Consider the following 11,859-nt stretch of genomic DNA (forward strand, 5'->3'; position numbering starts at 1 on the left):
TCTTTCCTGCGTCAGAATTCGCTTGCTGCTCTACGGAGGGCGGTCTTAACCGACCGAGCCTTCCATCTGCAGCTCGATCAGCCGGTTGAGTTCGAGGGCGTACTCCATCGGCAGCTCCTTGGCGATCGGCTCGACGAAGCCGCGCACGATCATCGCCATCGCCTCGAACTCGGTCATGCCCCGGCTCATCAGGTAGAAGAGCTGGTCGTCGCTGACCTTGGAGACGGTCGCCTCGTGGCCCATGGACACGTCGTCCTCGCGGACGTCCACGTACGGGTACGTGTCCGAGCGGGAGATCGTGTCGACGAGCAGCGCGTCGCACAGCACGTTCGACTTGGAGCCGTGGGCGCCCTCGCCGATCTCGACGAGACCGCGGTAGGACGTACGACCGCCGCCGCGCGCCACCGACTTGGAGACGATGTTGGAGGAGGTGTTCGGCGCCATGTGGACCATCTTCGAGCCGGCGTCCTGGTGCTGGCCCTCGCCCGCGAAGGCGATGGAGAGGGTCTCGCCCTTGGCGTGCTCGCCCATCAGGTAGACGGCCGGGTACTTCATCGTCACCTTGGAGCCGATGTTGCCGTCGATCCACTCCATGGTCGCGCCCTCGTAGGCGACGGCGCGCTTGGTGACCAGGTTGTAGACGTTGTTCGACCAGTTCTGGATGGTCGTGTAGCGGCAGCGGCCGCCCTTCTTCACGATGATCTCGACCACCGCGGAGTGCAGGGAGTCCGAGGAGTAGATCGGCGCCGTACAACCCTCGACGTAGTGCACATAGGCGCCCTCGTCGACGATGATCAGCGTCCGCTCGAACTGGCCCATGTTCTCCGTGTTGATACGGAAGTAGGCCTGGAGCGGGATCTCGACGTGCACGCCCTTCGGCACGTAGATGAAGGAGCCGCCGGACCATACGGCGCTGTTCAGCGACGCGAACTTGTTGTCACCGACCGGGATGACGGTCCCGAAGTACTCCTTGAAGAGCTCTGGGTGCTCCTTCAGCGCGGTGTCGGTGTCCATGAAGATGACACCCTGCGCCTCGAGCTCTTCGTTGATCTGGTGGTAGACGACCTCGGACTCGTACTGGGCCGCGACACCGGCGACGAGGCGCTGCTTCTCCGCCTCGGGGATGCCGAGCTTGTCGTACGTGTTCTTGATGTCCTCGGGCAGGTCCTCCCAGGACTCCGCCTGCTTCTCCGTGGAGCGCACGAAGTACTTGATGTTGTCGAAGTCGATGCCGGAGAGGTCGGAGCCCCAGTTCGGCATGGGCTTCTTCTCGAACAGGCGCAGGCCCTTGAGGCGGAGCTTGGTCATCCACTCCGGCTCGTTCTTCTTGCCGGAGATGTCCCGGACGACGTCCTCGTTGATGCCGCGCTTGGCGGAGGCACCGGCCACGTCGGAGTCGGCCCAGCCGTATTCGTACGTGCCCAGACCCTCGAGCTCGGGGTGGGCGGTCTCCTCGATGGGGAGCGTCATGCGGGGTTCCTCCCGGCGGTACGTGCAGATGAGTCAGATGGATCGGAAACGGTCTTGGAAATCTTCGGGATAAACGTGGTGCACACGCCGTCGCCGTGGGCGATGGTGGCCAGTCGCTGGACATGTGTGCCGAGCAGTTGGGAGAAGAGCTCGGTCTCCGCCTCGCACAGTTGCGGGAACTGCTCGGCGACATGGGCGACCGGGCAGTGGTGCTGGCAGAGCTGCTCACCGACCGGTGCGCTACGCGCCGTAGCAGCGTACCCGTCCACGCTCAGGGCCTTGGCCAGGGCTTCCGCGCGGTTCTCGGGCGCGGCGGCCTCGACGACCTTGCGGTAGGCGATGGCCTGGGCGGCCATGCGGTCGCGGGCGAAGGCGACGACGGCCTCGTCCCCGCCCTCACGCTGCGCGATCCAGCGCAGCGCGTCCGCGGCGAGCTTGTCGTAGGACTGGTCGAAGGCGTCGCGACCGCAGTCGGTCAGGGCGAACACCTTTGCGGGGCGGCCGCGCGTGCGCGCTCCGTAGACCCGCTGCTCACGTGCTTCCACGACGTCGTCGGCGACGAGTGCGTCGAGATGACGGCGTACGGCGGCCTGGGTCAGCCCCAGCCGGCCGGCGAGGTCGGCCACGGTCGACGGGCCGTGGTCCAGGATGGAGCGCGCGACACGGTTGCGGGTGGACCGCTCACCGGTCGCGAGTTCCTCCTGCGGAGCCTCGCCAACGTTTTTCACAACGCCATTGTTGCGTAATTCCTCAGAGCCTGACAACCCGCGCCCGGCGGATGGACGGTGCGCTGCATCACTTAGGCATACCTAATCTGACCTGCGAAAACGATCTTTGATCGATCAATTCACCGGTGCCACCGACCCCCTTCGAGGACACTCCACGACCATGCCCACACCCCCTCCCACCGGCCCACTTGTCACCCGGGACACAGTCGCCGCACAACTGCGCGAGCTCGGCGTCCACCCCGGTGAGACCCTCCTCGCGCACACCTCCCTCAGCTCCCTCGGATGGGTCTGCGGAGGCGGCGTGGCGGTCGTCCAAGGAGTCCTCGAAGCACTCGGTCCGGACGGCACCCTGGTGGTCCCCACCCAGTCCGCCGACCTCTCGGACCCGGCCCACTGGGGAAACCCGCCGGTCCCGCGCGAGTGGTGGGACACCATCCGCACCTCCATGCCCTCCTACGACCCTCTCGTCACGCCCTCACTCGGCGTCGGCGTCGTCCCGGAGACCGTCCGCACCTGGCCGGGTGCCCTGCGCTCCGCGCACCCGCAGACCTCCTTCGCGGCGATCGGTCCCCGCGCGGCCGAGATCCTCGCCGGCCACGCGACCGACTGCCGGCTCGGCGAGCGCAGCCCGCTGGCGCGCCTGGAGGGCCTCCACGCGCGCGTGCTGCTGCTCGGCGCGGGCTACGACACCTGCACGAGCTTCCATCTCGCCGAGTACCGCATCGCCTCGCCCCTGGTCGAGATCGGCCGCCCGGGACCGGACGGCTGGGAGACGGTGACCGAGGTGTCGATCTCCTCGGACCGCTTCGACGAACTGGGCCACGACTTCGAACGGGACCGTTCCGTCGTACGGGGAAAGGTGGGCGCGGCGGACGTACGGCTGTTCCCGGTGGCGGACGCCGTGGCCTACGCCGAACGCTGGCTGCCCCTGCACCGCCCCCGTGAGGAGGAGATCTCGCACCCGCCGCTCTGAGCGCGGGCCGGGCTACCTAGACTCGGGCGCATGCGAAGTGAGCCCGTGCTCCAGGTCCAGGCCCTGGTGAAGCGGTACGGCACGAAGACCGCGGTGAACGGCCTCGACCTGGTGGCCCATGCGGGTGTCACCGCAGTACTCGGTCCCAACGGAGCGGGCAAGACGACCACGGTCGAGACCTGCGAGGGGTACCGGAAGCCGGACTCCGGCACGGTGCGCGTCCTGGGCCTCGACCCGGTCCGCGAGTCCGCCGCACTGCGCCCCAGAATCGGCGTGATGCTCCAGTCCGGCGGCGTCTACTCGGGCGCCCGCGCCGACGAGATGCTCCGCCACGTGGCCAAGCTGCACGCGCACCCGCTGGACGTGGACGCGCTCATCGAGCGCCTGGGACTTGGCAGTTGCGGCCGGACGACGTACCGCCGGCTGTCCGGCGGCCAGCAACAGCGTCTGGCCCTGGCGATGGCGATCGTGGGCCGCCCCGAACTGGTCTTCCTGGACGAGCCGACGGCCGGCCTCGACCCCCAGGCCCGCCGCGCGACCTGGGACCTGGTCCGCGACCTCCGCGCGGACGGCGTCTCGGTCGTCCTCACGACCCACCACATGGACGAGGCCGAGCAACTCGCCGACGACGTCGCCATCATCGACGCAGGCAAGGTCATCGCCCACGGCTCCCCCGAGGACCTGTGCCGAGGCGGCGCCGAGAACACCCTCCGCTTCACCGGCCGCCCCGGCCTCGACGTCGGCTCCCTCCTGAAGGCCCTCCCGGCCGACTCCACGGCCGCCGAACTGACCCCGGGCTCCTACCGCGTCGGCGGCAAGGTCGACCCGCAACTGCTCGCCACGGTCACCTCCTGGTGTGCGCAGCACGGGGTGATGCCGGAGAAGATCTCGGTCGAACGGCACACCCTGGAGGACGTGTTCCTGGAACTCACCGGCAAGGAGCTGCGCTCATGACCACGGCGACTTATGCGCCCGCACCGGGGGCGGCGCCCCTCCCCCGCATGATCGCGGCCCAGGCGGCCCTCGAAACGAAGATGCTCCTACGGAACGGCGAGCAGCTCCTCCTCACGGTGGTCATCCCGACCCTCCTGCTGGTCCTGTTCAGCTCGGTGGACATCGTCGACACCGGCAAGGGCAAGTCCGTCGACTTCCTCACCCCCGGCATCCTCGCCCTCGCCGTCATGTCGACGGCGTTCACCGGCCAGGCCATCGCGACGGGCTTCGAGCGCCGCTACGGCGTCCTGAAGCGCCTCGCGTCCTCCCCACTGCCCCGCTGGGGCCTGATGACTGCGAAGACGGCGTCGGTGCTCGTCACGGAGATCCTCCAGATCATCCTGCTGACGGCGATCGCCTTCGCCCTGGGCTGGTCCCCGCACGGCAACCCCCTCGCGGTGCTCCTCCTCCTGATCCTCGGTACGGCGGCCTTCTCGGGCCTGGGGCTGCTGATGGCGGGCACGCTGAAGGCGGAGGCCACGCTGGCCGCCGCGAACCTGGTGTTCCTGCTGCTCCTGGTCGGCGGCGGGGTGATCGTCCCGATGGACAAGTACCCGTCGGGCGTCCAGGACGTGCTCGGCCTGCTGCCGATCTCGGCCCTCTCGGACGGCCTGCGGGACGTGTTGCAGCACGGGGCCGGGATGCCGTGGGGCGATCTGGGGATCCTGGGCGTGTGGGCGGTCGTCGGGCTGGCGGCGGCCGGGCGCTTCTTCCGCTGGGAGTGAGTGCCGTACTCCGGACCCTCGTGAAAGCGTGCACAAGCGGCGCCCTACGATGGTCCCCGTGCCCAAAGTGACCCACGCCGACGTCGTAGCCGCCGCGCGCAACCCCCTCGCCTTCATCGCCGCACGCTGGACCCCGGATCCCCGGACCGTTCAGCGGGCGGCTCTCGCCGCGCTCGTCATGTCGGTGGTCATCGTGGTCACCGGCGGTGCCGTGCGGCTGACGGGATCCGGGCTCGGCTGCCCGACCTGGCCCAAGTGCACGGACGACTCGCTCACCACGACCAGCGCGATGGGCTTCCACGGTGCCATCGAGTTCGGCAACCGGATGCTGACGTACGTGCTGTGCGCGGCCGTCGGCTGGGCGATCATCGCGGCGCGCTCGGAGAAGCCGTACCGCCGTACCCTCACCCGGCTGGGCTGGGCGCAGTTCTGGATCGTGATGAGCAACGCGATCCTCGGCGGGATCGTGGTCCTCGTCGGCCTCAACCCGTACACGGTCGCGGCCCACTTCCTGCTCTCCTCGGCGCTGATCGCGGTCGCCACACTGATGTGGCAGCGCAGCCGGGAGGGCGACGGCGAGGCCAAGCCGCTGGTCGGCAAGGCCGTGCAGCAGCTGGTGTGGTTCCTGGTCACCGCCTCCGTGCTGCTGATCGCGGTCGGCACGGTGGTCACCGGCGCGGGCCCGCACGCGGGTGACTCCAAGGAGGTCGACCGGATCCCGATCGACTGGGAGACGGTCGCCAAGCTGCACGCGGTGCTCGCCTGGATCGTGGTCACGCTGACGTTCGCCCTGTGGTTCGTCCTCAAGGCGGTCGACGCCCCCAAGGGCCCCCTGGACCGCACCCGCGACCTGTTCCTGATCCTGCTCTCCCAGGGCGTCATCGGTTACGTCCAGTACTTCACGAACCTCCCCGAGGCCCTGGTCGCCCTCCACATGTTCGGCTCGTGCCTGGTGTGGATCGGGGTGCTGCGGGTGCTGCTGTCGCTGCGCGAGCGGCCCGACGTACTCGCGGATCTGCCGGGTCCTTCGGCGGAGCAGTCGGTGCCCACGCGCGCGTGAAGCCTCACCTGCAATAAACGGCTCACCCGTAGCGGGTGACCAACTCGTCGATCGCCGGGCCCAGATAGGCCCGGGTCAGCTCCGCCCTGCGGCGGAGCCAATCGCCCTCTACGGAGGCGGCGGACGGGACCGTATCGTCGTAACGCCGCCGTACGACGTCCTCCACGACCTCCATCGGAGCGCCGAGCGCGGGCAGCAGGTCGAGGGCCTCGCGCTTGGTGATCAGGCGGCCGTCCCGGCGGGTGACGGTCGCGCGGGCGAAGGTGGTCAGGCCCACGTCGACCCAGATGTCCTGGAGCCAGACCTCCGGCTTGTCCACGGCCGGTCGCCAGTAATCCCGCTGGTCCCGTACGACGAACTCGGCCAGCTCCTGGTCCGTCACCTCCGGCAGCAGGTCCTTCGGTGAGCCGCCCTGCAACACCCGCCCGAAGTCGTGCAGTTCACGTCGGGTGACGGCGGTGACGGGTCGGCGGGTGACGTGGTCGTGGGCCCAGGTGAGGTGGCGCTGGTTCGGGGCGTCCTGGGTGCCGGGCGCGAGGTAGCTGCAGTGCAGGTGGCCGGCGAGGGGGTCGGTGCGCAGCCCTCGGTGCAGGGCGACGAGTTGGCGGGCGGTGCTCGGCTTGAGGGGATGGTCCAGGATGGCTATCAGGTCCAGGTCGCTGCGGCCCTCCTGGTAGTCGCCCCCGGCGAGCGAACCGTGGGCCCACACGGCAACGGGTTCCAGCGGGGCCAGTTCGTTCAGGAAGCGGGTGAGCAACGCGTCGGTCGGCATTGGCCCAGTCTGTACAGCTCACTCCAGTCCGTACACCCTCTTTGCGTTGCCGACCGCGATCAGTCCCGCGACGCGTTGCGCGTCCACCAGCGACCAGGCCCCTTCGGCGACCCAGTTGCCGAGCACCCGCCCGAGCGCCTCGCGGAACAACCGGGCGCCCACGACGTGCAGTTCGGGCAGTCCGTGGGCCCCGCTGGAGAAGAGGATCTTGCCGAAGGGCGCCAGCTCCAGGATCTCGGCGAGCACGGTCGCCGCGCGGGCACCGGTGCGGACGAGGGCGGCGCCGGAGTCGGCGTAGACGTGCGGGAAGACACCCGCGAGATGGGCCGCGTGGCGGTGGTACGGGTAGCTGTGCAGCAACACCAGGTCCGTGCCGAGGCCGGCCGTCGCCCGCACGAAGTCGGTGAGCAGGACGGGGTCGGTACGGTCGATGCGGACGCCCGGTTCGCCTAATCCGGCGTGCAGTTGGAGGGGCAGCCCGGATGCTACGGCGATCCACAGCAGGTGCCGTAGCAGCACCGGGTCGCTGAGCGTCCCGCCGACGCGGCGCCCGGCCAGCCAACGGCCCGCCGCACCCCGTACCTCGCCGGGGCCGGGTGGTTCGGGCGCGAGCGCGAGACCGTGCCGTACGCCCGCCACGGAGGTGAAGGCCACCGCGCTGCCCGCTGCGCCGTGCACCGACTCGGCGAGGTTGGCGAGGAAGGACTCGACGGTGCCGGAGGTGTCGGCGACCTGTTCGGCGAGGAGTTCGAGGCGGACGATCTCCCGTGCGTCCGCCTGGCCCGCCGTCGCCATCTCGGCGGGGCCCGTGAGGTCGCCGGGCAGGCCCGTGTCGATCAGGTACGTCGTGATACCACTGCCGCGCAGCAGCCTGCGGCCCGCTTCCAGTACGCCGAGTTCACGGCGCCGGGCGAGATAGCGGGCGGGCGGGCAGTGCGGCTCCAGGCCGAGGAGGGGTGGGCACCAGCGTCGTACGGCGAAGCCGGTCTGGGTGTCGAAGAGGGTGGTGCCGGCTGCGGGTGGGCCCTCGGTGCGGGCCAGTTGGGCCTCGAAGGTGCCGAGGCCCAACTCCGTTCTCAGTACGCCGTGGCAGTACTGGTCCACGAGGGACGGCGTTTCGATCATCCGGACTCCCCGTGGCGGTGACTGCGTCGCTTGTACGGGGCCTAACGGGTGAACGGGGTGTCAGGTGTTGCTCGCGCGCACCCCGTGTGAGGGGGCGCCATGGGGAGGGGGTACGGGTTCATCAGCGGCCCGAGGTCCGTTGTGGCTGGTCGCGCCGTTCCCCGCGCCCCTTTGGGGCGCGTCCAGCGGGCCCTGTTCAGCTGTTGCTGGGGCCGCCTACCTGGATTCCCGCCATGCGCGTCCACTCGTACGGGCCCGTCTTCACCTTTGCCGCGAACTCGCCGTCGAAGGCCTCGTGGGCGGTGATCCCGGACTTCTCGACCGCCTGCTGGGCGATCTCGTACGTCGTGGCCACCAGGTCGCCCCAGCCGCCGTCCTCGCCGACGAGGACGATGCGGGCGCCGCGTTCCCCGATGTACGCGACCTGGGCCTCGGCGCCGCCATGTGCCTTGGAGAAGGTGCCGATCTGCTGGGCGAGGCGGGCCACCTGGCGCTCGGCCTTCGCGTCAACCTGCTGCGTTTCTGCCATGGCCAGGATGCTACCGACCAGTAGATCGAACGGCGACGGGCGGGGTGAGTGACTCCTACCTCAGGAAGGGGTCCACCGCGATCGACACGAACAGGATCGACACATAGGTGATCGACCAGTGGAACAGCCGCATCTCCTTGAGCTTGCCGCCGGTCACCTCGGCCTTGGCGCGGTTCTGCAGGCCGTGGGCCTCCCAGAGCCAGAAGCCGCCGGCCAGGAGCGCGACCGTCGTGTAGAACCAGCCCGTGTAGCCGAGCAGAGGGAGAAGGAGGGAGATACCGACCATCGCCCAGCTGTAGATGACGATCTGGCGGGCGACGACCTTGTTCGAGGCGACGACCGGGAGCATCGGAACGCCCACGCGCGCGTAGTCGTCGCGGACCTTCATGGACAGCGGCCAGTAGTGCGGCGGCGTCCAGAGGAACATCACCCCGAAGAGGATGATCGGCGCCCACGACATGGAGTCCGTGACGGCCGACCAGCCGATGAGCACCGGGAGGCAGCCGGCGATGCCGCCCCACACGATGTTCTGCGAGGTACGGCGTTTGAGGATCATCGTGTAGACGACGACGTAGAAGAGGAGTGCGCCGAGCGCGAGCCAGGCGGACAGCCAGTTGACGGTCAGGCCGAACATCAGGGTCGAGATGACGCCGAGCGAGATGCCGAAGGCGAGGCATTCGCGGGGGCTGACCATGCCGGTGACCAGGGGGCGCTGCGAGGTGCGGTCCATGAGCGCGTCGATGTCGCGGTCGATGTACATGTTGAGCGCGTTGGCGCCACCGGCGGACAGGTAGCCGCCGATACAGGTGAGGAGGACCAGCTTGAGGTCCGGCACACCCTGCTGGGCCAGGAACATCACCGGAACGGTGGTGATCAGCAGCAGCTCGATGATCCGCGGCTTCGTCAGCGCCACGAACGCCATGATCCGGGCCCCGATCGGCCGCCGGCTCGGGCTCTGGCTCGCCCCGACAATCCCCGCTGGACGGGATTCAACGGCCGTCACGCACACCCCTGACAGAGACATCCCAGCAAGCCTTCGGGTGTGAACTCCCCGTAACGGCTCGCGCGTACCACGCCACTGTAGACGTTGCCCAGACCCGGACATTCGCGGGGGTGGGGTCGTGTTGGGGGGCACCCCCGGAAGAGCTGATCGGCACTCTGTTGAGCACTCGAACGAGCACCTCCGTATTCAGTTGCCGAATGCGAAACGGACCAGTAACGGACCAGTCGGGAGGCGGATCCGCGAGAGTCCCGGCAGTCTGGAATGACTCGAAAAAATGCACGTTCTTACGGGGGTAGGCTCGACAACGGCCGGTGGGCGCCGCGTGCACCGGCATTCGACATGCGTGACATGTGGAGAGGAGCCCTGACCCAGGGTGAGCACCAAGCCGACCACCACAGACCTCGAGTGGACCGAGTTGGACCAGCGGGCGGTGGACACCGCCCGCGTCCTGGCCGCCGATGCCGTACAGAAGGTCGGTAACGGCCATCCCGGTACGGCGATGAGCCTGGCCCCGGCCGCGTACACCCTCTTCCAGAAGGTGATGCGCCACGACCCCGCCGACGCCGACTGGGTCGGACGCGACCGGTTCGTGCTGTCCGCCGGCCACTCGTCCCTGACCCTCTACACGCAGCTCTACCTGGCCGGTTTCGGCCTGGAGCTGGCCGACCTCGAAGCGTTCCGTACGTGGGGCTCGAAGACTCCGGGCCACCCCGAGTACGGGCACACCACCGGCGTGGAGACGACGACCGGTCCGCTGGGCCAGGGTGTCGCCAACGCGGTGGGCATGGCCATGGCCGCCCGCTACGAGCGCGGTCTGTTCGACCCGGACGCCCCGCAGGGCGAGTCCCCGTTCGACCACTTCATCTACGCGATCGCCGGTGACGGCTGCCTCCAGGAGGGCATCTCCGCGGAGGCGTCCTCCATGGCGGGCCACCAGGAGCTCGGCAACCTCGTCCTCCTGTGGGACGACAACCACATCTCCATTGAGGGCGACACCGAGACCGCGGTCTCCGAGGACACGGTCAAGCGCTACGAGGCCTACGGCTGGCACGTCCAGCGCGTCGCCCCGAAGCCGGACGGCGACCTGGACCCGCACGCCATCTACAACGCCATCGAGGCCGCGAAGAAGGTGACGAACAAGCCGTCGTTCATCGCGATGCGCTCGATCATCGCCTGGCCCGCGCCGCACGCGCAGAACACCGAGGCCGCGCACGGCTCGGCGCTCGGCGCCGACGAGGTCGCGGCCACCAAGCGTGTCCTCGGCTTCGACCCGGAGAAGTCCTTCGACGTCTCCGACGACGTCCTCAAGCACACCCGCCAGGCGCTGGACCGGGGCCGCGAGGCGAAGGCCGCGTGGGACCCGTCGTACCAGGAGTGGCGCACCAACAACCCGGAGCGGGCGGCCGAGTACGACCGCATCCGCGCGGGCGAGCTGCCGACCGGCTGGGAAGAGCAGCTTCCCGCCTTCGAGACGGGCAAGTCCGTCGCCACCCGTGCCGCGTCCGGCAAGGTGCTCCAGGCGCTCGGCGCGGTCATCCCGGAGCTGTGGGGCGGCTCGGCCGACCTCGCGGGTTCGAACAACACGACGATCGACAAGACCTCGTCGTTCCTCCCGGCGGACAACCCGCTGCCGGAGGCGAACCCGTACGGCCGCACGATCCACTTCGGCATCCGCGAGCACTCCATGGGCGCGGAGCTGAACGGCATCACGCTGCACGGCAACACGCGTGCCTACGGCGGTACGTTCCTCGTCTTCTCCGACTACATGCGCAACGCCGTACGACTGTCGGCGCTGATGCACCTGCCGGTGACGTACGTATGGACGCACGACTCCGTCGGTCTCGGCGAGGACGGCCCGACCCACCAGCCGGTCGAGCACCTCGCGTCGCTGCGCGCCATCCCGGGCCTGAACGTGGTCCGCCCGGCCGACGCCAACGAGACGGCCATCGCCTGGCGCGAGGTCCTGCGCCGCTACACCAAGGTGTACGGCGAGGGCGCTCCGCACGGTTTCGCGCTGACGCGTCAGGGTGTGCCGACGTACGACGCCAACGAGGACACTGCCAAGGGCGGCTACGTGCTGTTCGAGGCGTCCACGGGTACGCCCGAGGTGATCCTCATCGGTACCGGTTCCGAGGTGCACGTGGCCGTCGAGGCGCGCGAGCAGCTGGAGGCCTCCGGGGTTCCGACGCGGGTCGTGTCCATGCCCTGTGTGGAGTGGTTCGACGCGCAGGACCAGGGGTACCGGGACAGCGTGCTGCCGCCGTCCGTCAAGGCGCGGGTCGCGGTCGAGGCCGGGATCGGTCTGACCTGGTACCGGTTCGTCGGGGACGCCGGTCGCATCGTTTCCCTGGAGCACTTCGGGGCTTCCGCCGACGGCAAGGTGCTCTTCCAGGAGTTCGGCTTCACTGCCGAGAACGTGGCCGACAAGGCCCGGGAATCCATCGCCGCCGCCCAGAGCTGACGCTGACAAACGACACGTAG

The 11,859-nt window shown here is 69.2% G+C and carries 11 protein-coding genes; 5 read left to right on the forward strand and 6 right to left on the reverse strand.

Annotated features, from left to right (window positions below):
• Positions 1-45 precede the first annotated feature (45 nt).
• Together sufB and OG588_RS11610 are read right to left on the reverse strand one after the other, a co-directional pair.
• Positions 46-1,470, reverse strand: coding sequence for a Fe-S cluster assembly protein SufB (gene sufB / locus OG588_RS11605; RefSeq protein WP_019060529.1), 1,425 nt, complete (start codon positions 1,468-1,470; stop codon positions 46-48).
• The gene (locus OG588_RS11610; protein WP_019060528.1) at positions 1,467-2,198 is read right to left on the reverse strand and encodes a metalloregulator ArsR/SmtB family transcription factor; all 732 of its coding nucleotides are present in this window, start codon (positions 2,196-2,198) and stop codon (positions 1,467-1,469) included. The genes sufB and OG588_RS11610 overlap by 4 nt, the downstream gene beginning before the upstream one ends.
• Positions 2,199-2,358: 160 nt before the next feature.
• Between OG588_RS11610 and OG588_RS11615 the strand changes: the two genes are divergently transcribed.
• Genes OG588_RS11615 through OG588_RS11630 form a run of 4 tightly spaced genes read left to right on the forward strand, consistent with a single transcriptional unit; the run spans position 2,359 to position 5,949 of the window.
• Positions 2,359-3,171 carry an aminoglycoside N(3)-acetyltransferase gene (locus OG588_RS11615; protein ID WP_405947208.1) on the forward strand — a complete coding sequence of 271 codons (813 nt, stop codon included), beginning with the start codon at positions 2,359-2,361 and terminating at the stop codon, positions 3,169-3,171.
• A gap of 30 nt (positions 3,172-3,201) precedes the next feature.
• Positions 3,202-4,125 (forward strand): ABC transporter ATP-binding protein, encoded by a 924-nt coding sequence (locus OG588_RS11620; RefSeq protein ID WP_398849502.1) that lies wholly within the window; start codon positions 3,202-3,204, stop codon positions 4,123-4,125.
• On the forward strand, positions 4,122-4,889 hold the full coding sequence (locus OG588_RS11625; protein ID WP_405947209.1) for an ABC transporter permease: 768 nt from the start codon (positions 4,122-4,124) through the stop codon (positions 4,887-4,889). The genes OG588_RS11620 and OG588_RS11625 overlap by 4 nt, the downstream gene beginning before the upstream one ends.
• A gap of 49 nt (positions 4,890-4,938) precedes the next feature.
• Complete coding sequence (locus tag OG588_RS11630) at positions 4,939-5,949, forward strand: heme A synthase (protein ID WP_398849493.1); 1,011 nt, start codon at positions 4,939-4,941, stop codon at positions 5,947-5,949.
• Positions 5,950-5,971: 22 nt separating this feature from the next.
• Here OG588_RS11630 and OG588_RS11635 read toward each other — a convergent pair whose 3' ends face one another.
• The 4 genes from OG588_RS11635 to OG588_RS11650 all read right to left on the reverse strand — a co-directional run bounded on the left by OG588_RS11635 (position 5,972) and on the right by OG588_RS11650 (position 9,384).
• Entirely contained in the window at positions 5,972-6,721 is a 750-nt protein-coding gene (locus OG588_RS11635; RefSeq protein WP_405947210.1) for a nucleotidyltransferase domain-containing protein, read from the reverse strand.
• An 18-nt stretch (positions 6,722-6,739) separates the two neighbouring features.
• Positions 6,740-7,846 carry an amidohydrolase family protein gene (locus OG588_RS11640; protein ID WP_405947211.1) on the reverse strand — a complete coding sequence of 369 codons (1,107 nt, stop codon included), beginning with the start codon at positions 7,844-7,846 and terminating at the stop codon, positions 6,740-6,742.
• 196 nt (positions 7,847-8,042) lie between these two features.
• Positions 8,043-8,375, reverse strand: coding sequence for a hypothetical protein (locus tag OG588_RS11645; protein ID WP_405947212.1), 333 nt, complete (start codon positions 8,373-8,375; stop codon positions 8,043-8,045).
• A gap of 55 nt (positions 8,376-8,430) precedes the next feature.
• Positions 8,431-9,384: a heme o synthase gene (locus OG588_RS11650; RefSeq protein ID WP_366092112.1), complete on the reverse strand. Its 954-nt coding sequence runs from the start codon at positions 9,382-9,384 to the stop codon at positions 8,431-8,433.
• Positions 9,385-9,751: 367 nt separating this feature from the next.
• Between OG588_RS11650 and tkt the strand changes: the two genes are divergently transcribed.
• Positions 9,752-11,839, forward strand: coding sequence for a transketolase (gene tkt / locus OG588_RS11655; protein ID WP_405947213.1), 2,088 nt, complete (start codon positions 9,752-9,754; stop codon positions 11,837-11,839).
• Positions 11,840-11,859 lie beyond the last annotated feature (20 nt).

The organism is Streptomyces prunicolor, assembly GCF_045162825.1.
Taxonomy (GTDB): domain Bacteria; phylum Actinomycetota; class Actinomycetes; order Streptomycetales; family Streptomycetaceae; genus Streptomyces; species Streptomyces prunicolor.

What these genes read in the sequence shown, in the direction of transcription:
- OG588_RS11620 (WP_398849502.1), top strand. Translation starts at nt 3,202, where the DNA reads ATGCGAAGTGAGCCCGTGCTCCAGGTCCAGGCCCTGGTGAAGCGGTAC.
- OG588_RS11630 (WP_398849493.1), top strand. Translation starts at nt 4,939, where the DNA reads ATGGTCCCCGTGCCCAAAGTGACCCACGCCGACGTCGTAGCCGCCGCG.
- OG588_RS11645 (WP_405947212.1), bottom strand. Translation starts at nt 8,375, where the DNA reads ATGGCAGAAACGCAGCAGGTTGACGCGAAGGCCGAGCGCCAGGTGGCC.
- OG588_RS11625 (WP_405947209.1), top strand. Translation starts at nt 4,122, where the DNA reads ATGACCACGGCGACTTATGCGCCCGCACCGGGGGCGGCGCCCCTCCCC.
- OG588_RS11615 (WP_405947208.1), top strand. Translation starts at nt 2,359, where the DNA reads ATGCCCACACCCCCTCCCACCGGCCCACTTGTCACCCGGGACACAGTC.
- OG588_RS11635 (WP_405947210.1), bottom strand. Translation starts at nt 6,721, where the DNA reads ATGCCGACCGACGCGTTGCTCACCCGCTTCCTGAACGAACTGGCCCCG.
- sufB (WP_019060529.1), bottom strand. Translation starts at nt 1,470, where the DNA reads ATGACGCTCCCCATCGAGGAGACCGCCCACCCCGAGCTCGAGGGTCTG.
- OG588_RS11640 (WP_405947211.1), bottom strand. Translation starts at nt 7,846, where the DNA reads ATGATCGAAACGCCGTCCCTCGTGGACCAGTACTGCCACGGCGTACTG.